Here is a 25,032-nt window from a genome sequence, read left to right on the forward strand (position 1 = left end):
GCACCGGCATGGCCGATAAGACACCGGAAGCCGGCTCCGAAGAGGCAATCCGCGCCTATAAGACGATCCTGTCGCAGGTCCTCGACCAGCGCCCGTCCGGCATGCGCCAGCGCCTCGCCGACGCGTTGGGCAAGCATCGCAGTTTCGTCACCCAGATTTCCAGCCCGGCCTATTCGATCCCGATCCCGTCAAAACATTTGCCGGCTATTTTCGCCGTCTGCCATTTCAGCCCGGCCGAACGCGACCATTTTCTTGCCGCCTACCATCAGGCGCATCCGGGAAAAATGTCGCTGGCATCCGGCATGCGCAAGACGCGGCATGTTTCGCTCATCGTTCCCGATTTCGGCGACGACAAACAGAACGCGGCGCTCGACAGGGCGGTCAACGATTTCATCCAGAAGATCACCAGCATCGCCGGCAAGGGCGGGACATAGTCGCGCCAATTTCAGCTATTTCGGGAGAGACGGCCATGAAGAAGTTTCTGAATTCTGTGGACACGGTGCTGAGCGAAAGCCTCGACGGCTTCGTTGCCGCCCATGCCGACATCCTTGTGCTTGGCGACGAGCATAAATTCGTGCGCCGCAGGACACTCAAGCCCGGCAAGGTGGCGCTGATTTCCGGGGGCGGCTCTGGCCACGAGCCGTTGCATGGCGGGCTGGTCGGGCATGGCATGCTGGATGCCGCCTGCCCCGGCCAGGTGTTCACCTCGCCGACGCCGGACCAGATGATGGCGGCCGCGGAGGCGGTCAACACCGGTGCCGGCTGCCTGTTCATCGTCAAGAACTACGAGGGCGACGTGATGAATTTCGACATGGCTGCCGAAATGTCGGAGGGCGTGATGCAAGTGGTGACCAATGACGACGTCGCAGTCGAGAACTCCTCCTACACCACGGGCAGACGCGGTGTTGCCGGCACGCTGGTGGTCGAGAAGATCCTCGGTGCTGCAGCCCAGCAAGGCATGGCATTGAAGGCGTTGAAGGCGCTCGGCGAGCGCGTCAATGGCGCGACGCGTTCTATGGGCGTTGCGCTGACCAGTTGCACCGTACCGGCCGCCGGCAAGCCAACTTTCGATATCGGCGACGGGGAGATGGAGTTCGGCGTCGGCATCCACGGCGAACCCGGGCGCCGCCGCGACACATTGAAGAGCGCCGACGCCATCGCCGAGGAGATTTGCGCGGCTATATCGGGCGATCTGGGTGACCAGGCAAAAGGTCCGGCGCTGCTTTTCGTCAACGGCTTCGGCGGCACGCCGCTGATGGAGCTCTACCTGATGTACAACAGCGCCCGGAAAATCTTCGGGAAAAACGGCGTGACGGTCACTCGCTCACTGGTCGGGTCCTATGTGACATCGCTCGACATGGCCGGCTGCTCGATCACGCTGACCATGCTCGACGACGAGACGACCGCATTGTGGGACGCACCGGTGCATACGGCTGCCCTGCGTTGGGGGATGTAGGCGCTTTATACGCACCTGGCCGGTTGCGGCGATAAAGCGGCGATCTCGTCCATTTCGACAAAAGCGAGGTCGCCAGGACGAATTTGCACGTGCTTGCAAAAACAGCATACGCTATTTCCAAGGGCAGAAACATTCTTGGGAGTAAGCTGGATGGCGTCACGCTACCACGAGGTCTATGACGGCTGGAAACGCGATCCGGAGGAATTTTGGGCGGATGCGGCCAAGGCCATCGACTGGTTCTCGCCGTTCGACACGGTCTTCGATCCGAATGCCGGCGTCTATGGACGCTGGTTTGGCGGCGCCTCCTGCAACACCTGCTTCAACGCCGTCGATCGCCACGTGGCGGGTGGCCGCGCCGATCAGATCGCGCTGATCCATGACAGCGCGATTTCCGGCACGATCAGGAAATTCACCTATGCCGAATTGAAACGCGAGGTGGTGGCGCTGACCTCGGTGCTGAAGAACCGCGGCGTCCAAAAAGGCGATCGGGTCATCATCTACATGCCGATGGTGCCGGAAGCTGCGTTTGCCATGCTTGCCTGCGCCCGGATCGGCGCCGTGCATTCGGTCGTCTTCGGCGGCTTTGCCTCGCACGAGCTCGCCACGCGCATCGACGACGCCAGGCCGAAGCTGATCATTTCCGCCTCTTGCGGCCTGGAGCCCGGGCGCCTCGTCGCCTACAAGCCACTGCTCGACAAGGCGATCCAGATGTCGCGGCACAAGCCCGAAGCCTGCCTCATCCTGCAGCGCGATCAGCTGCGCTGCGAGCTGAAGGAGAACCACGACATCGACTATGCCGACGCCGTCGCCCGCGAGCGGGCCGCGGGCGCCAATGTCGACTGCGTTCCGGTGCTCGCCACCGACCCGGTCTACATCATTTACACGTCCGGAACGACCGGCCAGCCCAAGGGCATCGTGCGCGACAATGGCGGCCACATGGTTGCACTGAAATGGTCGATGGAGAACGAGTTCGGCGTCAAGCCGGGCGAGGTATTCTGGGCGGCCTCCGACGTCGGCTGAGTGGTCGGCCATTCCTACATCGTATACGGCCCGCTGCTGCATGGCTGCACGACCGTCCTGTTCGAGGGCAAGCCGGTCGGCACGCCCAACGCCGGAACCTACTGGCGGGTGATATCAGAGCATGGCGTCGTCGCGCTGTTCACCGCGCCGACCGCATTCCGCGCCATCAAGGGACAGGACCCAAAGGGCGAATTCGTCCCGAAATACGACCTGTCGAAATTCCGCACGCTGTTCCTCGCCGGCGAGCGCGCCGATCCGGAAACCATCAAATGGGCGGAGCAGAAATTGAACGTGCCGGTAATCGACCATTGGTGGCAGACCGAGACCGGCTCGCCGATGACGATCAACCCAGCCGGATTAGGGTTACTGCCGGTGAAATACGGCTCGCCCGGGGTGCCGATGCCCGGCTACGACATCCGTGTGCTCGACGATGCCGGCCACGAAGTGCCGCGCGGCACGTTGGGCAATGTCGTGGTCAAACTGCCGCTGCCGGCCGGCTGCCTGCCGACGCTATGGAATGCCGATGACCGGTTTCGCCAAGCCTATCTCGAGGAATTCCCCGGGTTCTACAAGACGGCGGATGCCGGCATGATGGACGAGGACGGCTATTTGTTCGTGATGGCCCGGACCGACGACATCATCAATGTCGCCGGCCACCGGCTGTCGACCGGCGCCATGGAGGAGGTGCTGGCCGCGCATCCCGACGTTGCCGAATGCGCCGTCGTCGGCATCGCAGATGCGATGAAGGGCCAGGTGCCGCTCGGCTTCGTCGTGCTGAATGCCGGTGTCACGCGCGACAGCGGCACTATTGAGAACGAGGTGGTCACGCTGGTGCGCGAGCGGATCGGCCCGGTCGCCGCCTTCAAGACGGTGGTGACGATCAAGCGCCTGCCCAAGACGCGCTCCGGCAAAATCCTGCGCGGCACTATGCAGAAGATCGCCGACAAGGAAGACTGGACAATGCCGGCGACCATCGACGACCCGGTCATTCTCGACGAAATCACCGCGGCGCTGAAGGGACGCGGAATCGGGCTTTAGTTGCTTTCGGAGCGCGGCAGGCGGATCGCGGCTGTGGACGAATCCACGAATTCATCCTGCACTGCAATCGCCTGTTGTGCAATGCAGCAATAGCCCTTAAAACCTCTGCGTGGGGGGCCATTCCGAAGGCACGGCATGGCTCAGCAAAAAACCACATTCGGCGGCGTCGACATCCTGCGTTTTGTCGCCGCTGTCCTCGTGATGTTCTACCACTACGGCTTCTGGGTGTGGGCGTTCCCCGAGGGCGTTTCGGCGCGCGCGACTGGCGGCATCCCGCCGCATCCGGAAATAGGCGGACTGGTCCAATTCGGATGGGTCGGCGTCCAGATATTCTTCGTCATCAGCGGCTTCGTCATCGCCTTCAGCGCCGAGCATTCGACACCACTGCGGTTTTTCGAGGCAAGGGTGAAACGATTGGCGCCGGCCGTCTGGATCTGTGCGCCGGTCACCGCGATGGTGCTGCTTCTCGTCGATCTCAGTTGGCCGACGGACGCCGTCAGCAGGCTCATACGCACCGCCCTGTTCGTTCCGTTCAACCCTTGGGTCGACAGCGTCTATTGGACGCTCGGCATCGAGATCGCCTTTTATGCCGTCGTCTGGATCCTGCTGAGGCTCGGCCGCTTCGATCTGATTGAAGCGGTGGCAGTTTCGCTCGGCGCAATCAGCACGCTTTTCTGGTGCCTGTACTATCCATTCGACTGGTCGGACCTTGCCGAGGCGCGCTGGCTCGACCTGCTCCTGGTGCATCACGGATGTTTTTTCGCGACAGGCGTGCTGTTCTGGCTGATGCGTTTCAAGGCGGTGACGCCTGCCCGCCTTGCCTTCTGCGCCTTGTTCCTGGCCGGCAGCGTGCTGCAGATCATAAGTGCTGTCGACGTCCGCAGCATCAAGGTCGAATCCGCGATGCCCTACGGGCCGCCGATCATCCTGTTCCTCGCTGCCATGGCGCTGATGGCGTGGTCATTGCGGCTCGATCTGACCTGGCGCGGCTGGCGCCGGATCGGCCTGATGACCTACCCTCTCTATCTGATCCATGATGTCGTCGGCGCAGCCATTATCGGCGCGTTGATGCGTGCGGGAGTGCCATACGTGCTATCGGTGGTCATCGTCGGGGCGACCATGATCGCTGCGAGCTGGCTAATTGCGATCGAGGCCGAACCGCGCATCCGGCTTCTGCTCGACCACACCATCTTCCGCTACCGTCTCAAGGCGGCGTAACGCGCCGGCGTTGTCACGCCGGTTCCAGGCTGAAAACGTCTATGGTGGAAAGTCCGGCACAAAGCAGGGTACGCACGCTTTTGCGCGACCCGTCGCGGCTCGGCGACCTCTGCTGATCAAGCGAGGAAATCGACCGGCACCCCCAACGCGTCGCGTTTGGCCGACCTCACGCGACGCGCTTTAGGTTGTTGTTTTATGCATGTCGTTATCGCCAAACCGCTGCACACCCTCGGGTCAGGCCCGAGGGCGTGCTTTTGCGCGACATGCACTAAGGAGTCGTCCGTGAAAAACTCGGAATGCTTTGATTCCGTTTAACAATTTCCCCTGATTTCGGTTTTCAGATTGCCGAATTTCGTGGCTTTGGGCTGCGGTTTCCGGCAAATTGGATGCGCTTGTTCTGCGTGATTCGAGACGATGACGAAGCAGCGAGGGAAGCGAGCGATGCGACCGAAGGAACGGCGCGAGAGCGGCCAGACGGACCTGTTGCGATCCCGGCTCGACCACATTCTCAATATGGATCATGCGCTGGTGAAGCTGGCCAAGACGATCGACTGGCGTTTCCTCGAAGAACGGCTGGGCGAGGTCTATGACGACGATCCTGGCCGGCCGCCTTTGCCGACCCGGCTGATGGCGGGATTGGCCATCCTCAAGTCGATGCACAACCTGTCCGACGAAAGCCTGTGCGAACGCTGGCTGGAGAACCCCTACTACCAGCTGTTCTGCGGCGAGGAGTTCTTCCAGCACCGCTTGCCCTTCGACCGCACGTCATTGACGCGCTGGCGCCTGCGCATGGGCGAAGAACGGCTCACGGCTCTGCTCCAGGAGAGCCTTGCGGCGGCGACCAGGTTGGGGGCGGCCAAGCCGTCGGACTTCCGCGCGGTAATCGTCGACACTACCGTGCAGGAAAAGGCCATCACCTTCCCGACCGACGCCAAGCTGATGCATCGCGCCCGCGAGCGGCTGGTCAAGCTGGCCAGGAAGCATGGCATTGCCCTGCGCCAGTCCTATGCGCGGGTCGGCAAGATCGCGCTGATCAAGCATCAGCGCTATGCCCATGCCAAGCAATTCAAGCGGGCCAACCGGCAACTCAAGCGCCTGCGCACCATGCTGGGAGCGGTGATCCGCGACATCGTCCGCAAGCTCGCCATGCGGCCAGAGCTGATGCAGGTCTTTGCCCTGCCGCTGTCGCTGGCCCGGCGCGTCAGGGACCAGCGCCAGCGCGAGCGGGGCAAGAAGGTGTATTCCCTGCACGCTCCGGAGATCGAGTGCATTGGCAAGGGCAAGGCCCACAAGCCCTACGAGTTCGGCGTCAAGGTCTCCGTCGCCACCCCGCTGCAGCGCAGCCGCGGCGGCCAGTTCGTCGCCCATGTCAAGGCGCTGCCCGGCAATCCGTATGACGGCCACACGCTGGCGACCATCATCCCGGCGATCGAGGACACCATCGGCGTCAGCCTCGGCAAGATCGTCACCGATGCCGGCTACCGCGGCCACAACGCGCCGAAGGACAAGATGTTCAAGGTCCATGTCGCCGGCTACAAGCGCGGCCTCACCCAGGCCGTCAAACGGGCGCTGCGACGCCGGGCCGCCGTAGAACCCGTCATCGGCCATCTCAAGAACGACCACCGCATGGGCCGCAACTTCCTGGCCTTCTCCGAGGGCGATGCCAACAACGCTGTCCTTGCAGCCGTCGGCTATAACTTCAGCCTCCTGCTCAACTGGCTGAGGCTTTTGTGTGCCTTCTTCCTGGTACTGCTCACGTCCGCTGCAGTGCCACCAATCCGGCCGCGATCAGCCTGACGCCATATCAGCTCTGATATGGCGGGTGGGAATGCTCCCGCTTCGCCTCCGATCCCGAAATCAACCTTCTTCACAGACGACTAAGGAACGTCTTTCCTCACCGACCCTACCGGCTCGTGCACAGGCTGCCGGTCATGGTCTGTTCGAGGGGCATTGGTCTTCGCTCACGACGGCCTCGGGCCCGGTATCGGCCTGGCGGCGGAAGACAACGATCTGCTCAATATCGGTCCGACAGACCGGCCTCAGCTGTTCACCTTGGTCCGCGCTGCCGACTTCTCCAGATAGTATGACGAATATCTATCGAAGAATTTTTCCGAGCCGCCGATCGATCCATACTTCGCCAGCTTCTTCAAATCGACCTTGTTGAGGACCACGCCGACGATCTTGTTGGCGATATAGGATTCCGAACTCAATATGGACTGCACCATCGCACGCGGCGTGCGCCCCCACTCGGTCACGAGCACGAAGCCATCGGCAAGCGGAGCAAAGGCCTTGGCATCGACCACGGGGCCGAGCGGCGGCAGATCGACGATGATGTACTGGAAGGTCTCCTTGGCATTGTCGATGAAACGTCGCATCCCGGCCGACGACAGAAGCTCGCTTGTGTGCGAGAAATGACCGCGCGGCACGGCGGGGACGATCGCCAGCTTGGTCTGCCGGTCAATCTTGCCGACGGATTGCCAGGCCTGCCCGCTCACTACCGCTTCCATCAGGCCTTGCTCGGCCTCCATGCCAAGGCTGCGGCTGAGGCCGGGGTTACGCAGGTCGCCGTCCACCAGCAGCGTTTTCGACCCGTTGGCGGCAAGCAATCCGGCCAGATTCGCCGCCACGGTCGACTTGCCCTCGCCGGGAAGGACCGAGATCACGCCAATGACCCGGCTGCCTTGCCCTTCCATCACCACGTCGAAGGCAATCTTGGCGCTGCGCAGAGTCTCGGAAAACATCGATGCCGGGGCGTCGATGCTCACCCGCATGCGCGCGCGTCTTTCAGCCGCCGACGGCGATTGGGCGGACTTGATATCCGCCTGACCGTCATCGCGCTTATCATCCTTGGCGACCTTGCTGCCAATGATCGGCAGGTAGCCGAGAAATTTGAGGCCGACGCGATCGCGAACGTCTTCGCCGGTCCTGAAGAACCGCTCCCTGAACTCATTCAGGCCACCAACTCCGGCTCCCAACATCACGCCAAGCACGAGCGAAAGTCCCAGCACTATGGACGTGCGCGGGGTTGCCGCGGACTTCGGCAGCGTCGCGTCCGAGATGACGCGGATCTTGCCGACCGGGAAGGATTGCTGCTGGGAGGCTTCCTCGTAGCGCCCAAGGAACGTTTGATAGAGCGTCGAGAGCGCCGTTGCCTTCTGCTCCAGTTCGCGCAGCTTGACCTGCGACTGGTTGTCGATGGAACTCTTGCCAGCCGCTAACGCGACATTTGCGCGGAGCGCCGTCTCGCGCGCGAGAGCGACTTCGTATTCGTTGCGGTAGCTTTCGGTCAATTGCTTCAGCTCGCCAAATATCTGCGCCGATATGTCGGCCTTTTCCTTGGCAAGTGCGACCGCCTGGGGATGCTCAGCCCCGAAATTGGCTTCGATATCCTGCTGCCGCTTGGCGACAGTGAGATAGCGGGTCTTGAGTGTTGAAATGATCGAGTTGCTCGGCTGGTCGGCGGATATTGCGGCGTCCCTGAATGCGTTGTCCGAACCGCTTTCGACGATCGACTTGTATTGCTGGTAGCGGGCGCTGGCGCGGGCGGTGTCGGCCTGCGCCTCAATGAGCTGGCCATTGAGGTCCGACAGTTGCTTGTCACTGATCAACTGGCCGTCATCGACGGCCAGCCCATGTTCGGCCCTGAACTTCTCGACGGCGAGCGCCGCTGCCTGGGAACTTTCGCGAAGCTCCGTCAGCCTGCCTTGCAGCCAGACCGCCGCTCGCTCGGTCGCATCGAAGCTCGCATCGAGCTGATCGGCGAGATAGGCGTCGGCATAGGCTTTGGTGACCGCGGTCGCAAGTGCGGGGTCCGTCGCCTGGTAGGCGATGGAGATCACATAGCTTCGACCGATGCGCTCGGCTTGCACCTCGTCCTGCAGTTTGAGGATTGCGTAATCGCGGCGTGACGAGGCAATCATCGCGTCACGCGTCGCCGGATCAAGCTGAGTAACGTCGGCCGTACCCACGGCAGGATTGGGACGGAAATACCGGACCACGCCGCGCACAAAACCGGCAGCCTTCGACACAGCCGACGTCGGAGGGTCCATGAAAGCGTCATTTTGATCGAGCTTCTGCTTGTCGACGACCACCGTAGCCAGTCTCGCCGAGTGGAGTATTTCGATCTGGCTCAGGATGGCGGAGTCGGTCTGCATGCTGACCGACGCCGCCGAGACCTCGTCAACGACCTTGTTCAATCCTTCGTCGATCAGCACACGGCTCGTGGCCATGTAGGTGGGAGGCGTGGTCTGCAAATAGAGCACGCCCAGAAAAAGACCGATGGCAGCGCATGCCGCAACCACCTTTGCCTGCCTTGCTGCCATGCCGAGCAGGCGCTCGACATCGATGAAATCGTCGGCGCTGACTGGGTCCGAACTCGGCAATGGTTTCCTCTTATCGAGAGGAAAATTGGCATAATTCATCTTCGGTCCAATTCAAGTTTGCATTTAGAGCGGCGGTCTCTCAAGTCGAACGCGCCGCCGCTCTATCTTTGTTTGAGCCTCGGATTTTCCCAAACCCTGTCTCCACTCGGGTCCGCTGCTCTCGTTTGCAGGCGCTAAAGCAGATCGGGAGCATCAGCATATGCCCAAAGCAAGCTTCATGCCAGCCACCGCGGAACCCAGGCAGCCAAACATATCGGCATGTCTTGCGTCACCATTCATATGCTTGCTCCCAAAAATGGGCTTTATGCGGCTTCCACCCGGCGCTCATGCAACCGGACGAACTCCTGAAGCATCTCGAAGATCGGTCCCTTCATGTCGTCGCGCGCCAGCGCGAAGGCGACATTGGCCTGGATGAACCCTTCTTTCGAGCCACAATCGAACATCCGGCCGTTGAACGGCTGGGCGAAGAAAGCCTGGCTTTGCGCAAGGCGGACCATGGCGTCGGTCAGTTGGATCTCATTGCCGGCGCCGCGCTGCTGATTGCCGAGCAGCCCGAATATCTCGGGCTGCAGGATATAGCGGCCGTTGATGTAGTAGTTCGACGGCGCATTCGCCGGAGCCGGCTTTTCGACCATGGCGGTGACCTCGAAGCCCGAGCCGACATCGGCGCCGCAACCGACGATGCCGTATTTGCTGGTCTCAGTCGGGTCGCAGCGCTCGACGGCGATGACGTTTCCGCCGGTCTGCGCATAGAGGTCCGCAATTTCAGCGAGACATCCGCGGCCGCCAAAGGAAACCATGTCCGGTAACAGCAATGCGAAGGGCTCATCGCCGATGACTTCCCGGGCGCACCATACCGCATGGCCGAGACCTTGCGGCGACTGCTGCCGGATGAAGCTCGTCGCACCAGCCACGGGAAGCAGGCTTTCCAGCGCCTGAAGCTGCGCCGTCTTGCCGGTCTGCTCCAAAGTTCCGATCAATTCTGGATGCAGGTCGAAATAATCCTCGATGACCGCCTTGTTGCGGCCCGTCACGAAGACAATGTGCTCGATGCCGGCTTCGAACGCCTCGTCCACCGCATATTGCACGACAGGCCTGTCGACGACCGGCAGCATTTCCTTCGGCATCGACTTGGTCGCCGGCAGGAATCGCGTTCCAAGCCCCGCTACCGGTATGACTGCCTTCCTGACTTTCTTCATTGCATATTCCTTCTGAGGAGATCGACTTCAACCTGTCGCAGGCCGCGAAAACTATCTTTCAGCTGCCTGCACCCTTCACCTCCCCCGCACCCACGGCAAATTGCGCCGCCACCCTTCGCAGCCGAACGGCGATCGGCATGCCCATATGCCAAACCGCCGCCGGATCGCTGAGCGCCGTCCACACCGCCTTGAGTGGAGATCGCGCCTTGATGTGCTGGACCAAAGAAAGGAACGACGCCGCCTTACGCAGGCTGCGCGTGCGCCTTGCGAAGGCGGCCTCGGCCTTTGCGTCCATCGAATGGGTTCTGGCGAAAACGAGGTCGGCCTTACGCATCGCCTCGACGTGATGAAGTTCGAGCACGCGGGAAATGGAGCCGGTCCGGATATGGTAGACATAGCCGGTCGTCGGCTCGACCACGCACTTGCCGCCGTTGGCCAGAGCACTGGCCAGCAGGATGTAGTCCTCGCCGATGATCAGGCTTTCGTCATAGCGAAGCCCGTTTTCGTTCAGAAACCGGCGCTGGAAGATCGGTTTGAGATAGCCGAGATTGAACCTGGATTCGAAGAGCACATTGCCAGCAATATAGTCCGCCAGCGAGATTTCACTCAAACCCTCGAGATAGTCGGCCGGGAACATCGTCTCTTCGGCAACACCGTCCTCGCGAACGACCTGGAGATTGTCGACTGCGATCGCGGCGCCCGCTTTCTCGGCGCGGTCAATCATGGCGCAGATCCGCCCGGGATAGACTGCGTCGTCGGAATCGAGGACCGCCACCCACCTGCCGCGGGCAAGCTCAAGGCCGACATTCCTGGCGCCGCCTGGACCGCGGTTTTGCTCAAGTGCGACGACGCGCACGATGTCTTCGGGGTAGGATCGCGCCAGATCGAGCGTCCGGTCGCGCGACTGGTCGTCGACGACGATCACCTCCACGCTGACATCGCGCTGGGCGATGGCGCTGGCGATCGCCCGCTCGATGGTCAGCTCCGAATTGTAGGCGGCAATGACAAAGGTGACGTCAGGCTGCACGCTTGCCCCCTTCCTGCGGCGAGGGCAGGCCGTATTGGCGGATTTCACGCACGCCGACAAGACCGCTCACGACGCCGACATGCATGATGCCGCGAAGCACGCTGCGGTTCCTGCGCACGGGACTGATGGCGACCGGGATTGCCGATGCGAAACAAAAAACCGCCTTTGCCGAGGCGAGGCCGACTTGCCTGACCAGCGCGAGGCCATGCGCGTCGCGCCCCAGCAGGTGTCCATGCGTCTGCCCGACGCGGAACCGGCGGCGACGGAGCCAGTCGAAAGCCGCCCTGGCGCGCGGCACCACTTCATCGACCCAGGCCTGCGGCGAAAAGGCGATGCGACCGCCGGCCTTGACCATATGGTCGAAGAATTCGGTGTCCTCGCCGCCGGTCTGGCCACGCGCCAGGCTGAATCGCCGGCCGCGGAGGCTGTCGGCGCCCATCCTGAGCAGGACGTTGCAGGTGTAGCCGGTGCGGATCTCGCCGCCAACCCAGACGGGCAAGGTTGAGTGAAAATCGCCGCGGCGCATCCAGTTGGGCGCATCCGGCCGATAGCGCGCCCGCACTGGCCCGAGCACGGCGGCAGCGCCACTCAAGTCCGCCGTCGCAACCAGTTCGACGAGCCATCTGGATGATGCCGTTTCGTCATCGTCGAGGAAGGCGACGAAATCCGCAGTGCTGGCGTCGAGGCAGGCATTGCGGGCGATCGAGATGTTGCGTGCCGGGCAATGACGATAGCTGATCGGCAGCTTCAGCGTCTCCGCCAGTGTCGTCACCAGCAGTTCGGCCGTCGGCCCGTCATCATTGTCGGCGACGATGACGCGGATGTCGAATCCCGAAGGCACGTCCAGGGCGGCTACCGAGCGAAGCGTGTCGGCAAGCTCCGGCCGCCGAAACGTGCAGACGCAGACGTCGACGCTGCGGTTTTTTTCGGCCACACCCACTATGCCGCCCTCCTACTCTGCGATCGCGGTCCAAGCAGTTGCAGCCAGAAACCGACGGACCAGCCGAAATGCATGACCATTGCCGAAATCCCGGCAAGGGCGCTGTCCGGATTGCGCTGGCTGATGGCCATCCACACGCCATAGCCGAGACAAACCGACGCCCACACCAGAATCGGCATGACTGCCAGCCAATGCACGAAGAAAAAGGCAGAGAGAAGGACGACAGGGAACACCAGGAGCGGCACCATCTGCCGGACCTTCGGTATCATGCGGTGCTTGAGGACGTTCTTTGCCCGGCCGCGGCCATAGCCGAGATACTGGAAATAGAGGCCGGCGAGCGACGAGCGCGGGTAATAGATCATTTGCGTCTTGCCGCTCATCCAGATCCGGTAGCCGGCCTTGCGTAGCCGGTAGTCGAGCTCCGCATCCTCGTTGTGGCTGAACGTCTCGTCATAGCCACCCACCGCCTTGAACGCCGATATCCGCATCAGCGCATGGTGACCGTGGTCGACCCACTCTCCCGCCGAGAGATGCCGGTGCTTGGAGCCGCCCGTGCCGAGCTTGGAATTCTGTGCTGCCGCCACCGCGTTCTGCACTGTGCCGCTGCCACTGGTCAGCATCGAGACGACGACCGAATCGGCGCCGGTGGCCAGCGCCTCTTCGATCAGCCGGTCGCAATAATCCGGTGGGTAGCCGCCATGCGCGTCGATGCGAATGAAATATTCCGCCCCATCGCCGTACCTGGCGATGGCGAGATTGATCGCCGCGCTCTGGAGGCGCTTTTCATTGTTAAGAAGGATGACCTTCGGATCCTTTCGGGCGATCTCCTTGACGATCGCCCTGGTTCCGTCCGTGCTACCGCCATCGGCAACGATGATCCGGGCGCCGAGCCTCTCGGCGGCCGGTCGAAGCTCATGAACAAGCGCACCGATGTGAGCCGCTTCGTTCAGGCACGGAATCACGATCAGGTTGGACGGCATTTCGGTCTGCATCATCGGCCCATGTCCTTCGCTAGCCATCCTAAGCCAGTGCCTCGGCATATGAGCCGGGCGCGACCGTCGACCCGCGAAGCTTCTCGACGAGCGCCCGGCAATCGCCGCGATCGTGGCTCCAAGTTCGCGGATTGCGGGCAAGAACACGCGCCCGCAATTTCCCGAAACGATGCTCGTCCAACTCGCCCAAGGCGGCCTCGAGTGCCTCGGGAGTCGCTTGCGGCAAGAGAACACCGATTCCGTGCTGGTCGAGGAACCGGCCGGTTTCGGTGTGGCCCATCGAAATCGGCACGGCGCCGAAGCGGCAGCCCTCGTAGAGGCGGTTGGGCAGCAGCCATTCAGAATTCAGCCCTTGCTCGAAAAAATCGATCGCCCACGAAAAATGAACCTCACGGTAGATCGTCGCCATATCTTCGGGATTCCGATAGGGCCCGCCAAACGAGAGCCAGGGCTCAGATTCGACGAAACCGTGGAAATCCGGAAATTCGGAAAGCGCCGGACGGCCCCTCAGGATGATTTCGAAGCGGCCCTCGAGTCGTCGGGAAAATTCGGCCAGCAGCTCCAGGGAGCGGCGGCATCGGAGCGCGCCGAACCAGCCGATCCGCCAAGGTGAAGTGACGGGCTCCGCCGCCGTGCAATCATTCAGCGAAACCGCGGCAGGCTCGAAATATTTGTTTTCGAGCAGTTCGACCGGCGCAGCAATCTGCCCGAACGGCTTGAAATAGTTGGCGATGAAGGCCGGCGAACTGGTGACTAGCAGCTTCACATCCCTGGCCAGATAGCGCTCCGCGCCGCGCATCGCCTTGCCCAGAAAATCGTCGCGCAGCATCAGACGATGGATGTCGAGACACTCATAGACGATCGGCACCGTTGCCTGGAACGCCGATCTGGCACGCCGGGCAAGCGCCAGCATTTCCAGATTGCGCGCGACGATGAGGTCGGGTCTGGGCATCGAACCGAGTTTCGACCCGATCGAGGCCGCCGCCTTGGTAACCGCTGCCAGCCGCTGGGCGAATCGCCCATCGCGCGTTGCGCCAAGATCGATCGGACGCAAGCCCTCGACCTCGGCGATCGGGCTTGCTGACCGGCGAAAGCCTGCCAGTGTGACCTGGGCGCCGCCTGCCTTGAGCATTATAATCCGCCGGCGCACGGCCGGGTCGGAGACGTCGTGCACCAAGTACAAGACATGCAGCATGAAAACTCGACCGCTGTTGGCCCACCCAAAAGAATCCTAGTACAGCTCGTGCTGCATCGCAACATTTTTGGTGCAACGTAGCAAAAAATCAATGTTTTTTGTTGCGCTGCAATATTATTGCCGTAGTTTGATGGTGGCATCGGGCATGGGTCGGGACTCCGGGACCGGCACGAGAATCAGGGACCCTGAATTTGCAAGCCAATGCATTCGACCCGCCAGAGGGCTCTCTCCGCACATCGGTCGGACGTGGCGCTATCATTACGGCTTTGGCGCAATCGGTGCGGGTTGCGACGCAGATTGTCTCCGTCATCGTGCTGTCGCGCCTGCTCTCGCCGCAGGATTTCGGCGTCGTGGCGATGTGCGCGCCTGTGCTGGCTTTCATCGCGCTGTTCCAGGATTTCGGCCTGACCCAGGCGACGGTTCAGAAAAGCGGAATCAAGCATGAGGAGGTCAATTACCTCTTCTGGGTCAATGTCGCGGTTAGCGCATTGCTCGCCTGCGTGCTTGCCGGCGCGGCGCCTCTGGTCGCCGCCTTCTACGGCGAACCGCGGGTGTCAGGCCTGGTGGCGGCACTCGGGCTGCAGATCATAGCCTATGGGCTGGGCGCCCAGCATCTGGCGCTGCTGACACGCCGAATGCAGTTTGCCCGCCTGGCCATCATCGACGTCGCAAGTGCCATTGCCGGCCTTGCCGTATCTATCGCCTGGACCTTCATCGACCGTTCCTATTGGGCACTTTTTGCCGGCACCTTGACAGCGGCCGTACTGCCCACGCTTTGCTACTGGGCAAACTCACGATGGCGCCCCAGCCTGCCGCGCAAGGTCAACGGCATTAGCGAGCTGATCAATTTCGGCGCCGGCATCACCGGGTTCAACTTCGCCAACTTCTTTGCCCGAAACCTCGACAATGTGCTGATCGGAAAATACTGGGGCGAAGCGCAGCTTGGACTCTATGACCGTGCCTACAAGCTGCTTCTTTTTCCGTTGAGCCAGATCACCAATCCGCTGTCGAAGGTCATGGTGCCGGCTCTTTCCAGGCTGAAGGACGAGCCGGATCGCTACCGCAGCGCCTATCTTCGCGTGATGCCGCTGATATTGCTGGTCGCACTTCCAGGTGTCGCCTTCGCCATCGCCATGGCCGACGTGCTGATACCGTTCGTGCTCGGCGAGCAGTGGCGGCAGAGTTCCAGCATCTTCCTGGCGCTCGGTTTTGCCGGGCTGCTGCAGCCGCTCAACAACCCGGCGGGATGGCTTTTCATCAGCCAGGGCCGCTCGGGTGATTTCATGCGCTGGGGCATCATCACAGCCTTGACGTCGGTGCTGGCCTTCCTGGTCGGCCTGCCCTATGGCGCGCTGGGCGTGGCGATCGCCTATGCGGTCAGCGAGTATCTCAGAACGCCTTTTCTGTGGCTGTATATCGGCAAGACCGGGCCGCTGCGGGCAAGCCATATACTTCGCGCGGCAACGCCCTTCGTGCTTGGCGCGCATCTGGCGCTTGCTGCGATCTGGTTCGCCAAGCCGGTGCTGCCGCAACAGCACATCGTCGGGATGGCGAGCGCGGTGGTGCTGTCCTACATGATCACGATCATGACCGCGCTGGCGTTTGCTTCCGGCCGTGAGACGTTGCGGCAGGCCCTAAGACTGCTGCCGGCACGGGCGCCTAAGACAGCACCAAGCGAGGCGAAGTAACTTGCGCGGACATCCATACGAGGACCAGGTCTGACCCCATGCACTACCGATCGATCTCCGACATGAATGATGCGATTGTCAGGAACCTTCACCGGTTGCCGCGCGACATCGACCTGGTGGTCGGGGTCCCGCGAAGCGGCATTCTCGCCGCCACCCTGCTCAGCCTGACGGCTAACATTCCGATGACCGACCTGGACAGTTTCCTGGCCGGAAAGATCTATACTTCGGGCGTCACCAAACGCCGCGCCGCGCTCGACCGCCAGGCGACCGATATGCGCAAGGTCCTGGTGATTGACGACAGCGTCAGCGGCGGCGCTGCCATGAGAGAGGCGCGCAGCCGGGTAGAGGCCGCAGGCATCGAGGCGGACTTCACCTTTGCCGCGGTGTTCGGCCTGCTGCCCCAACACGAGGAAACCGACATCGTCCTCGAGGTGGTGCCGCATCCAAGGATGTTCCAGTGGAACTTCATGCACCACAAATTCCTCGCCCAATGCTGCGTCGACATTGACGGCGTGCTTTGCCTGGACCCAACCGAGGCAGAGAACGACGACGGCCCCGCCTATGAGAAATTCCTGGGCGAAGCGCTGCCTCTGTTTGGCCCGACCCGCAAGATCGGCTGGCTCGTCACCAGCCGGCTCGAGAAATACCGCTCGCTTACCGAAGCATGGCTGGCAAAGCACGGCATAGAATACGACCAGCTGATCATGCTTGACCTGCCGAGCAAGGCAGAACGGCAACGGCTTGGCGTGCATGGCAGTTTCAAAGCCGATTTCTACCGCAAATCCGGTGCCATCCTGTTCATCGAAAGCGAGCACCAGCAGGCCCTTAAGATCGCCGAGCTTTCCGGCAAGCCGGTGCTGTGCGTGGAAACGCATCTGGTGATTTATCCCGACACGCTGTCACTTCCGGCACTTGGACAGGCGGCGCGCAACCTTCCGGGCAGGTTAAGGCAGATCAGTTCGCCTGACGGGCGCAAGACGGCAATCAAGACCGTCGCGCGCACGCTGCTTGGCGAACGCGGTTACGAGACGCTGAAAAGCCGGGTCAAACGACTGGCTTGAACCCTGGCTTCGGGACTTAGTCGTCTGTGAAGAAGGTTGATTTCGGGATCGGAGGCGAAGCGGGAGCATTCCCACCCGCCATATCAGAGCTGATATGGCGTCAGGCTGATCGCGGCCGGATTGGTGGCACTGCAGCGGACGTGAGCAGTACCAGGAAGAAGGCACACAAAAGCCTCAGCCAGTTGAGCAGGAGGCTGAAGTTATAGCCGACGGCTGCAAGGACAGCGTTGTTGGCATCGCCCTCGGAGAAGGCCAGGAAGTTGCGGCCCATGCGGTGGTCGTTCTTGAGATGGCCGATGACGGGTTCTACGGCGGCCCGGCGTCGCAGCGCCCGTTTGACGGCCTGGGTGAGGCCGCGCTTGTAGCCGGCGACATGGACCTTGAACATCTTGTCCTTCGGCGCGTTGTGGCCGCGGTAGCCGGCATCGGTGACGATCTTGCCGAGGCTGACGCCGATGGTGTCCTCGATCGCCGGGATGATGGTCGCCAGCGTGTGGCCGTCATACGGATTGCCGGGCAGCGCCTTGACATGGGCGACGAACTGGCCGCCGCGGCTGCGCTGCAGCGGGGTGGCGACGGAGACCTTGACGCCGAACTCGTAGGGCTTGTGGGCCTTGCCCTTGCCAATGCACTCGATCTCCGGAGCGTGCAGGGAATACACCTTCTTGCCCCGCTCGCGCTGGCGCTGGTCCCTGACGCGCCGGGCCAGCGACAGCGGCAGGGCAAAGACCTGCATCAGCTCTGGCCGCATGGCGAGCTTGCGGACGATGTCGCGGATCACCGCTCCCAGCATGGTGCGCAGGCGCTTGAGTTGCCGGTTGGCCCGCTTGAATTGCTTGGCATGGGCATAGCGCTGATGCTTGATCAGCGCGATCTTGCCGACCCGCGCATAGGACTGGCGCAGGGCAATGCCATGCTTCCTGGCCAGCTTGACCAGCCGCTCGCGGGCGCGATGCATCAGCTTGGCGTCGGTCGGGAAGGTGATGGCCTTTTCCTGCACGGTAGTGTCGACGATTACCGCGCGGAAGTCCGACGGCTTGGCCGCCCCCAACCTGGTCGCCGCCGCAAGGCTCTCCTGGAGCAGAGCCGTGAGCCGTTCTTCGCCCATGCGCAGGCGCCAGCGCGTCAATGACGTGCGGTCGAAGGGCAAGCGGTGCTGGAAGAACTCCTCGCCGCAGAACAGCTGGTAGTAGGGGTTCTCCAGCCAGCGTTCGCACAGGCTTTCGTCGGACAGGTTGTGCATCGACTTGAGGATGGCCAATCCCGCCATCAGCCGGGTCGGCAAAGGCGGCCGGCCAGGATCGTCGTCATAGACCTCGCCCAGCCGTTCTTCGAGGAAACGCCAGTCGATCGTCTTGGCCAGCTTCACCAGCGCATGATCCATATTGAGAATGTGGTCGAGCCGGGATCGCAACAGGTCCGTCTGGCCGCTCTCGCGCCGTTCCTTCGGTCGCATCGCTCGCTTCCCTCGCTGCTTCGTCATCGTCTCGAATCACGCAGAACAAGCGCATCCAATTTGCCGGAAACCGCAGCCCAAAGCCACGAAATTCGGCAATCTGAAAACCGAAATCAGGGGAAATTGTTAAACGGAATCAAAGCATTCCGAGTTTTTCACGGACGACGACTTAAAGCGCGTCACGCGACGCGCGCTTTAAAGTTTTGTTTTATGCAGTCGTTGTCGCAAAACCGCTGCGCACCCTCGGGTCAGGCCCGAGGGCATGCTTTTGGGCGACATGCGTTTAGGCGGCTTGCCGCGAAGGCTGCCGTGTCGCCCTCTCCAGCATCGAGAAGAAGGTCGCGAACTGACCCGCCGGATCGAGTTCCGGGCGCTCGGAGAATGCTCGCGCCGCCGCTGAAAGCCGCCCATATTCCTGGCTGTCGGTCCATAGTCGCCTGACCACCGCCACCCAGTCGGCGAGTGGCGCATCGTAATCCAGCACCACGCCACCGGAGCCGATCGCTTCGGGCAGGCCGCCACGACGCGAGCCGACGACTGGAATGCCGCTGCAATGGGCTTCCGATGCCACCCGGCCCCAAGCCTCTTCCCATTTGCTGGGAGCCAGCAAGATTTTCGTGCGGCCGTAGACCGTTTTCATGTCGTTGGTCCGGCTCTCCAGCGTGACGTTGCCGAGCGGCGCGATCGTCTGCTCGATCCGGGCCCGATGATCATCATCAAGCTTCCAGCTTTCGACGAACAGGAATGGGATTTCAGAGCAGGCGGCGGCGATGCGCACCGCAAGCTCGAAACCTTTTTCCTCATAGGGGTTGATCAGCGTGACAAACTCGCCTGTCGTCGGCGTGCGGTAGAGCGCGGGATTGATGGTCGGCGGTATAACCGTCGAATCGATATCGAATTTTGCCTTGTAGGTGCGCGCCGTGAACTCGGAATTGGCGATGTAGAGCGCCGAATGCAGCTCGCGCAGATCGCCGCCCAATTCGTGGAACTCGACATTCCTGAGATAGACGACCAGCGGCACGCCTTCGGCCTGCAGCGCCTTGCCGATCGGGACCGACTTGTGGCACTGGACCACGGCGACATCCGGCCTCAGCTTTTCGACGGCAAAACCCGCCGCCTCCCAGGGAAACCAGGCGCGCACGACCGGATAGCCCGGAAAGCTGTCGATGACAGCGCGCTGCCTCAAAAGCTTCATCTTGGCGCGCGCCTTGTAACCGAAGACGCCCTGGCCGAACAGGGCGGCGAGCACCGAAGCCTCATGCCCGCGCTCGAGCAGCTGTTCGGCAAGATGATGGGTGCTGGACTGGACACCGCCGCTGAACTGGGGCGTGTAACCGTTACCGCCTGCAAAAAGCACTTTCATGGTTTCGGCTCCTTGTCGCATTCTCAAGTTTACTGGCAATGACGCACGGCTTATTTACGGATGCTGGCTTGCGACCCGCTTCACGCATCCTGCTGCGTCTCTAAATTGGCGAACGGATTGGTGCATGGCTGCCATCCGGTGAACCGGACCGGGTCGGCTGGCGAACTGCGCCGGGCGTAGTCGGTCAGCATATGGAACTCGGCAATGACCCAGCGGTCGAAATGTCTCAGATCCTGTTTTTTCTGTTCGGGCAACAACCGGCGGGCGGCGCCCAATTTCAGCGCCTCAAGCAGAGTGACAGCATCGCCCAGCTTTGTGTTTGGAAATATCCAGGGGTTCCGCTTCTGGAATTCCAGGACGAACTGCTGCAAATGCTCGATGCGCATGTTCAGCCTGCCGAAATATCTTTCGAGCGTGACACGCACCAGGTCCTCGTCCGAAAGCGAGGAAACTGTGGCGTAGGCGATGCCGGTCGAAGCAACTCCGCCAGCCATGATGGCTAGTGCCGCGCGTCGCGAAACCTTGATCATCCGGCCATTTCCTTTCCTGCTATCCGGCTCGCCGCCCGCAGGGAGAGGGCCGCCGCCGTCAGGCTCGGGTTGGCGCAGGAACAGCTTGGATATGTGCTCGAGCCGACGATAACCAGGTTCCTGAGCTGATGGTGGATCATGTCGCGATCAACGACCGAATCCGCCGGGCTCGAGCCCATCCGCAACGTCCCCTGGACATGCGACTCGGTGCGCCGGATGCCGCGATCGAAGATCTCTTCGACCGGCAGCGGCGCCAGAAGCGCTGCCAATTTCTGCTTTGCCTGCGCCATGCCCTTGACGGCATAGTCGGATGCTCCCGCGAAACTGACGAAGGCGTTTTCATCCTCGTCGAGAATCACGAGATTTTCCGGGTCGAGCAGGTCTTCGGTAACAATGATGAGGGGAAGCGTCTGACGGACACGTCCCTTTTCGGGGCGCATCCCGTGCTGCCAGCGGTTTTCGAAATAGACCAGCGCCGCCGCATGGTCTGATCTGTGAGCGCCGTCATAAAGGCCGAAATTCAAGCCGGTGGTGATGGTGCTTCCGTCGAAATTGTCGACACCGTCGAGATAGGCTTCGAAATTCCATCCGTAGGATTCGTGCAGGCCGCGCCCGACGAATTCGCCCGACAGGCCGGACCGCAACATGATCGCCGGGCTCTGGATGGCATTGGCACCCAGAATGAAAAGATCGCCGCTGACCGAATATTCCTTGCCCTCATGCACGAATGCGACCGAACGGACCGAACCGCCGACATGGTCGAGCCGGCGCACTTCAGCGCCAAGGCAGACCGAAACGTCAGGATGCTCGAAGACGTGCATCAGGCCATTGTTGGCGGTGAATTTGGCATCGACCGGGCATAATCCGCATCGCAAATTGGCGCAGCACGAAGACCGCTGCGCGGTCGGCACGCGCGCCCGGGCTGTCGGCATGACAAAATGCTGGTCCGGCTGCGCCGCTTTCATCATCCGGTCCGGCGTCGACATGTGATGCGGTGGCTGGGGAAATGGCCTGGAACGCGGCATCATCGCCGCCATGTCGGGGTCGCCTGAAATCGACATGACATCCTCTGCATCGCAGTAGAACGGCTCGAGCTCGTCATAGCTGATCGGCCAATCGTTACCGACGCCGTAGAGGCTTTTCAGCCTGAAGTCGTTCGGATGAAAGCGCGGCGTCTGCGCGAACCAGCAGTTCGTTCCGCCACCCAATCCGATGGTATAGTTCCACGGCTTGTCTGAGTTGGTCTTGTAGGTGGTCTCGTCCTCGATGTCGGTGTTGACGTTCTGCTCGAGCTGCCAATCATGCGTGTTGTGCCGGCCCCATTCCAGAACCAGAATGCGTGCCTTTCTCTGCTTGGCGAACGCATGCAGGAAGAAGGCCGAGCCGAAACCGGAACCGACGGCGACAAGATCGAAATGCTCGTTGGCGATCTGTTCCGGCCTGATGCCCAGCACCATCAGAGAAGACCCCTTGTTGACACGGGCGCGTTCATGGAAGCCTTCGCGACCATCCTTGATGTCCTAGCCGGCCGGCCTGTACCGCATGGTCTCACGCCGCCATCCTGCCGATCGAGTGGTATTCGATGCCGTAGCGAGTGATGATCTTGGGATCGTAGAGGTTTCGGCCGTCGAAGATGATCGGCGTGGACAGCGCATCCTTGATCGCGTCGAACGACGGCGCCTGGAAGGTCTTCCAGTCGGTGGCGATCATGAGCGCATCGGCGCCACGCAGTGCCGCCTCCTTGGTCCCGCACAAGAGCAGATCCTCGCGCAGTCCGTAGATGGCCTGGCATTCCTGCATCGCCTCAGGATCGTAAGCCTGCACTTTGGCGCCGGCCTTCCAGAGCGCTTCCATGAGAACCCGAGCCGGCGCCTCGCGCATATCGTCGGTATTGGGCTTGAAGGCCAGGCCCCACAGCGCAAAAGTCTTGCCCTTCAGATTCCCCTTGAAATAGCGGTTCACCTTATCGAACAGGACCGATTTCTGTTCGTTGTTGCGTTCCTCGACGGCGCGCAGCAGCTTGGCGTCGAATTTGACGCCTTCGGCGGTCTTGATCAGGGCGCGCACATCCTTGGGGAAGCACGAGCCGCCATAACCGAGGCCCGGATAGATGAAGTGGTAGCCGATGCGCGGATCGCTGCCGATGCCCTTGCGGACCTCCTCGATGTCGGCGCCGAGTTCCTCGGCCAAATTGGCCATTTCGTTCATGAAGCTGATCTTGGTCGCCAGCATGCAATTGGCCGCGTATTTGGTGAACTCGGCGCTGCGCACATCCATCACGATCATCTTCTCGTGGTTGCGGTTGAATGGAGCGTAAAGCTCACGCATCACCGCCTCGGTGTCCTCGCTGCCGGTGCCGACGATAATGCGGTCGGGCTTCATGCAGTCGGCCACCGCGGAGCCTTCCTTGAGGAATTCCGGATTGGAGGCGACGTCGAAAGTAAGATCCTCGCGGCCCCGCGCCTTCAGCGTCGCAGCGATCCTGGCCTTTATCTTTTCGCAGGTGCCGACCGGCACGGTCGACTTGCCGACGACGATCTTGGGCCCGGCCATCTCCCGGCCGATGGCCTCGGCAACGGCCAGCACATATTTGAGGTCGGCCGAACCATCCTCGCCCGGAGGGGTGCCGACTGCGATCATCTGGATCTGGCCATGCTTGACGGCGGCCGCGGCGTCGGTGGTGAACTTGATGCGGCCGGCCGCATGGTTCTCCTTGACTAGGTTTTCGAGCCCGGGCTCGAAAATCGGGATGAGGCCCTGATTGAGCCGCTCCACCTTTTTCGCGTCGATGTCGACGCATACTACCTGATGGCCGACTTCGGCAAGCACCGCCGCCTGCACCAGACCGACATAGCCGATTCCAAAGACCGTCAAATTCATGTGATTTCATTCCTGTTCAAGGCTTCGGAGCGCTTTCGGCCCGGCCGGTTCAGATTGGTCTTTGCTTAATGCTGCATGCCAGCGATTCCGGAAACTGGCATGGCTGGCCGAGCGCCGTGAATGCGACGCGATCCACTTGCAAGGTAAGCTTGCGACCCGGATCCGAAAACGGCCCCAGCCATTCTCTCATCGTGTCGCTGCCCCAAAGGCTAAAAAATATCTTTTGCGCATGGCTGGGCAGCTTTGCCGGATCGGTGATCGTGTTCACCAGATCGCCATTGACGTACCAGCGCAGCCGGTCCTTCTCCCAGACGAAGGCGTAATCGTTGAAAGCCTTGTCGGTGCCGCCAGCAACATCCACCACTTTCTCATTATTGCCCTTGCCAGATATGTAGGCGTTGACCTGCACTTTGGAGGTGTCCTTGGTCAGCACCTCGAAGTCGATTTCATCCCACGGCTGCTTATCTCGGGGGCCGATGTAGGTGAAGAAGGAGGCGTTGATGCCAGAGCCCGAATCGGTTTTCATCCGCGCCTCATAGGTGCCATAGCCGAAGCGCTGCTTGGATTGGATCTCGCCGCAGGCAAAGTCGCGATCCTTCACCTTCTGCTTTTCGAAACCGAGCGTCAGCATGCCATTGGAAAGCTTGACCTGTTTTTTGGACCAGATGCAGTTCTGATACTTGCCGTTCGCCCAGCCGTCGGCAATGTACCAACGCGCCCGGTCGAAGCTGGTGAAATCATCGACGAACGATGGCGCAGTCGGGATGTCCTGCGAACGGGAAGGGGTCGGGCCCGCAAGCAGGCTGCCGAGTGCGACCAGCACAAACGCGCCGCCCGAACATAGCTGCCGCAGTTTCCCTTGCCTCATCAAGTGCGTGAACGGCCGGTCGCCGGTTGCTGGGGTGGACGTGCTTTTCGAATCCGCGTTCATACCAAACTCACCTTGTGCTGTGCGCCCCCCCAACCCAAAGTCGATGTTCAAAACCATGACGAAACGAGCTGATCTTTGACCTTCTGCCGGTAGCTTCCCCGGTGGCCTGGTTGTTGCCAGTGGCGCCACCCAAGATCTTTGAAATTTCACCCCGCGCCGGCGGCCGGATTGGCGAAATCAGCCTTGGTGGGCGAGCTACGATGGGCGCCTTCGTCGAAGATAGCATCCAGCGAATGCCGCAGACCCTTCATCAATTCGTTCTGGCGCGCGAGCGCCGCGATGCGCCGCTCGTAATTCAGGATCGACTTGGTCAGTTCGCTGACCTCGGAGGATCTGCTGGAGGAGGCCGCGCCATTTTCCATCGCCTCGACCAGGAAGGCTGCGTTGGTGGCCTTTGTCCGGTAGCGATTCTCAAGCCCGTTTTTCTCCGCCTCGATCTCGGCTGCGATCTGGTCAAGCAGCTTTGCCAGGCGGTCAAGGCGCGAGACATCGGTCTGCCTGTCTCGAGCCGGATCCCTTGATCTGAAGCCAAATATCGGGGCCATGCGCTCAGTTTCCTGTCATAGCCGGCCTAAGCCCGAACGGGCCAAAAAAGTTCTTGTCGCATCGTCCAGCTCCTCTGACAGGCGGACATTTTCGGCCGATTCAAACAGCAA

Annotated in this window: 19 protein-coding genes and 1 pseudogene; 7 read left to right on the forward strand and 13 right to left on the reverse strand. The window is 61.5% G+C overall.

Going from position 1 to position 25,032, the window contains the following annotated elements; all coding sequences use genetic code 11:
* The first annotated feature begins 8 nt into the window (after positions 1 to 8).
* The 5 genes and pseudogenes from JG739_RS00895 to JG739_RS00915 all read left to right on the forward strand — a co-directional run bounded on the left by JG739_RS00895 (position 9) and on the right by JG739_RS00915 (position 6,529).
* The gene (locus JG739_RS00895) at positions 9 to 434 is read left to right on the forward strand and encodes a hypothetical protein (protein WP_202364841.1); all 426 of its coding nucleotides are present in this window, start codon (positions 9 to 11) and stop codon (positions 432 to 434) included.
* A gap of 35 nt (positions 435 to 469) precedes the next feature.
* A complete protein-coding gene (gene dhaK, locus JG739_RS00900) occupies positions 470 to 1,456 on the forward strand; it encodes a dihydroxyacetone kinase subunit DhaK (protein WP_202364842.1) in 987 nt (328 codons plus the stop codon).
* Positions 1,457 to 1,606: 150 nt separating this feature from the next.
* Positions 1,607 to 3,514 (forward strand): annotated as a pseudogene (locus JG739_RS00905) (propionyl-CoA synthetase).
* 135 nt (positions 3,515 to 3,649) lie between these two features.
* Complete coding sequence (locus JG739_RS00910; RefSeq protein ID WP_202364843.1) at positions 3,650 to 4,732, forward strand: acyltransferase family protein; 1,083 nt, start codon at positions 3,650 to 3,652, stop codon at positions 4,730 to 4,732.
* A gap of 441 nt (positions 4,733 to 5,173) precedes the next feature.
* Positions 5,174 to 6,529: an IS5 family transposase gene (locus tag JG739_RS00915; protein WP_199202942.1), complete on the forward strand. Its 1,356-nt coding sequence runs from the start codon at positions 5,174 to 5,176 to the stop codon at positions 6,527 to 6,529.
* A 242-nt stretch (positions 6,530 to 6,771) separates the two neighbouring features.
* Here JG739_RS00915 and JG739_RS00920 read toward each other — a convergent pair whose 3' ends face one another.
* The 6 genes from JG739_RS00920 to JG739_RS00945 form a co-directional block, all read right to left on the reverse strand.
* A complete protein-coding gene (locus tag JG739_RS00920) occupies positions 6,772 to 9,153 on the reverse strand; it encodes a polysaccharide biosynthesis tyrosine autokinase (RefSeq protein WP_202364844.1) in 2,382 nt (793 codons plus the stop codon).
* 263 nt (positions 9,154 to 9,416) lie between these two features.
* Positions 9,417 to 10,313, reverse strand: coding sequence for a UTP--glucose-1-phosphate uridylyltransferase (locus tag JG739_RS00925; protein ID WP_023796734.1), 897 nt, complete (start codon positions 10,311 to 10,313; stop codon positions 9,417 to 9,419).
* A gap of 58 nt (positions 10,314 to 10,371) precedes the next feature.
* Positions 10,372 to 11,340 carry a glycosyltransferase family 2 protein gene (locus JG739_RS00930; protein WP_202364845.1) on the reverse strand — a complete coding sequence of 323 codons (969 nt, stop codon included), beginning with the start codon at positions 11,338 to 11,340 and terminating at the stop codon, positions 10,372 to 10,374.
* On the reverse strand, positions 11,330 to 12,280 hold the full coding sequence (locus JG739_RS00935; RefSeq protein WP_202364846.1) for a glycosyltransferase: 951 nt from the start codon (positions 12,278 to 12,280) through the stop codon (positions 11,330 to 11,332). The genes JG739_RS00930 and JG739_RS00935 overlap by 11 nt, the downstream gene beginning before the upstream one ends.
* Positions 12,280 to 13,275, reverse strand: coding sequence for a glycosyltransferase family 2 protein (locus JG739_RS00940; protein ID WP_370463390.1), 996 nt, complete (start codon positions 13,273 to 13,275; stop codon positions 12,280 to 12,282). Before JG739_RS00940 ends, JG739_RS00935 begins: the two co-directional genes overlap by 1 nt.
* A gap of 25 nt (positions 13,276 to 13,300) precedes the next feature.
* Complete coding sequence (locus JG739_RS00945) at positions 13,301 to 14,467, reverse strand: glycosyltransferase (protein ID WP_202364847.1); 1,167 nt, start codon at positions 14,465 to 14,467, stop codon at positions 13,301 to 13,303.
* A gap of 191 nt (positions 14,468 to 14,658) precedes the next feature.
* Between JG739_RS00945 and JG739_RS00950 the strand changes: the two genes are divergently transcribed.
* Positions 14,659 to 16,155, forward strand: a complete 1,497-nt coding sequence (locus tag JG739_RS00950; RefSeq protein ID WP_202364848.1) for a lipopolysaccharide biosynthesis protein — start codon at positions 14,659 to 14,661, stop codon at positions 16,153 to 16,155.
* 38 nt (positions 16,156 to 16,193) lie between these two features.
* Positions 16,194 to 17,216: a phosphoribosyltransferase family protein gene (locus JG739_RS00955; RefSeq protein ID WP_202364849.1), complete on the forward strand. Its 1,023-nt coding sequence runs from the start codon at positions 16,194 to 16,196 to the stop codon at positions 17,214 to 17,216.
* A gap of 100 nt (positions 17,217 to 17,316) precedes the next feature.
* On the opposite strand, the gene JG739_RS00960 is transcribed toward JG739_RS00955, so the two are convergent.
* The 7 genes from JG739_RS00960 to JG739_RS00990 all read right to left on the reverse strand — a co-directional run bounded on the left by JG739_RS00960 (position 17,317) and on the right by JG739_RS00990 (position 24,921).
* Positions 17,317 to 18,672, reverse strand: a complete 1,356-nt coding sequence (locus JG739_RS00960; protein WP_199202942.1) for an IS5 family transposase — start codon at positions 18,670 to 18,672, stop codon at positions 17,317 to 17,319.
* 283 nt (positions 18,673 to 18,955) lie between these two features.
* Positions 18,956 to 20,035 carry a glycosyltransferase gene (locus JG739_RS00965; RefSeq protein WP_202364850.1) on the reverse strand — a complete coding sequence of 360 codons (1,080 nt, stop codon included), beginning with the start codon at positions 20,033 to 20,035 and terminating at the stop codon, positions 18,956 to 18,958.
* Positions 20,036 to 20,115: 80 nt separating this feature from the next.
* A complete protein-coding gene (locus JG739_RS00970; protein ID WP_202364851.1) occupies positions 20,116 to 20,565 on the reverse strand; it encodes a hypothetical protein in 450 nt (149 codons plus the stop codon).
* Positions 20,562 to 22,022, reverse strand: a complete 1,461-nt coding sequence (locus JG739_RS00975) for a GMC oxidoreductase (protein WP_202364852.1) — start codon at positions 22,020 to 22,022, stop codon at positions 20,562 to 20,564. Before JG739_RS00975 ends, JG739_RS00970 begins: the two co-directional genes overlap by 4 nt.
* A 91-nt stretch (positions 22,023 to 22,113) precedes the next feature.
* Positions 22,114 to 23,445 carry a UDP-glucose dehydrogenase family protein gene (locus JG739_RS00980; RefSeq protein ID WP_202364853.1) on the reverse strand — a complete coding sequence of 444 codons (1,332 nt, stop codon included), beginning with the start codon at positions 23,443 to 23,445 and terminating at the stop codon, positions 22,114 to 22,116.
* Positions 23,446 to 23,494: 49 nt separating this feature from the next.
* Positions 23,495 to 24,376, reverse strand: coding sequence for an endo-1,3-1,4-beta-glycanase ExoK (gene exoK, locus JG739_RS00985; RefSeq protein WP_202364854.1), 882 nt, complete (start codon positions 24,374 to 24,376; stop codon positions 23,495 to 23,497).
* Positions 24,377 to 24,522: 146 nt separating this feature from the next.
* Positions 24,523 to 24,921 carry a hypothetical protein gene (locus JG739_RS00990; RefSeq protein WP_202364855.1) on the reverse strand — a complete coding sequence of 133 codons (399 nt, stop codon included), beginning with the start codon at positions 24,919 to 24,921 and terminating at the stop codon, positions 24,523 to 24,525.
* Positions 24,922 to 25,032 lie beyond the last annotated feature (111 nt).

Source organism: Mesorhizobium sp. L-2-11, assembly GCF_016756595.1.
Lineage (GTDB): Bacteria > Pseudomonadota > Alphaproteobacteria > Rhizobiales > Rhizobiaceae > Mesorhizobium.

Bases quoted from the DNA above. Each gene is read 5' to 3' on its own strand.
- JG739_RS00895 (WP_202364841.1), top strand. From the start codon at position 9: ATGGCCGATAAGACACCGGAAGCCGGCTCCGAAGAGGCAATCCGCGCC.
- dhaK (WP_202364842.1), top strand. From the start codon at position 470: ATGAAGAAGTTTCTGAATTCTGTGGACACGGTGCTGAGCGAAAGCCTC.
- JG739_RS00910 (WP_202364843.1), top strand. From the start codon at position 3,650: ATGGCTCAGCAAAAAACCACATTCGGCGGCGTCGACATCCTGCGTTTT.
- JG739_RS00915 (WP_199202942.1), top strand. From the start codon at position 5,174: ATGCGACCGAAGGAACGGCGCGAGAGCGGCCAGACGGACCTGTTGCGA.
- JG739_RS00920 (WP_202364844.1), bottom strand. From the start codon at position 9,153: ATGAATTATGCCAATTTTCCTCTCGATAAGAGGAAACCATTGCCGAGT.
- JG739_RS00925 (WP_023796734.1), bottom strand. From the start codon at position 10,313: ATGAAGAAAGTCAGGAAGGCAGTCATACCGGTAGCGGGGCTTGGAACG.
- JG739_RS00940 (WP_370463390.1), bottom strand. From the start codon at position 13,275: ATGATGCAGACCGAAATGCCGTCCAACCTGATCGTGATTCCGTGCCTG.
- JG739_RS00945 (WP_202364847.1), bottom strand. From the start codon at position 14,467: ATGCTGCATGTCTTGTACTTGGTGCACGACGTCTCCGACCCGGCCGTG.
- JG739_RS00955 (WP_202364849.1), top strand. From the start codon at position 16,194: ATGCACTACCGATCGATCTCCGACATGAATGATGCGATTGTCAGGAAC.
- JG739_RS00960 (WP_199202942.1), bottom strand. From the start codon at position 18,672: ATGCGACCGAAGGAACGGCGCGAGAGCGGCCAGACGGACCTGTTGCGA.
- JG739_RS00965 (WP_202364850.1), bottom strand. From the start codon at position 20,035: ATGAAAGTGCTTTTTGCAGGCGGTAACGGTTACACGCCCCAGTTCAGC.
- JG739_RS00970 (WP_202364851.1), bottom strand. From the start codon at position 20,565: ATGATCAAGGTTTCGCGACGCGCGGCACTAGCCATCATGGCTGGCGGA.
- JG739_RS00975 (WP_202364852.1), bottom strand. From the start codon at position 22,022: ATGGTGCTGGGCATCAGGCCGGAACAGATCGCCAACGAGCATTTCGAT.
- JG739_RS00980 (WP_202364853.1), bottom strand. From the start codon at position 23,445: ATGAATTTGACGGTCTTTGGAATCGGCTATGTCGGTCTGGTGCAGGCG.
- exoK (WP_202364854.1), bottom strand. From the start codon at position 24,376: ATGAACGCGGATTCGAAAAGCACGTCCACCCCAGCAACCGGCGACCGG.
- JG739_RS00990 (WP_202364855.1), bottom strand. From the start codon at position 24,921: ATGGCCCCGATATTTGGCTTCAGATCAAGGGATCCGGCTCGAGACAGG.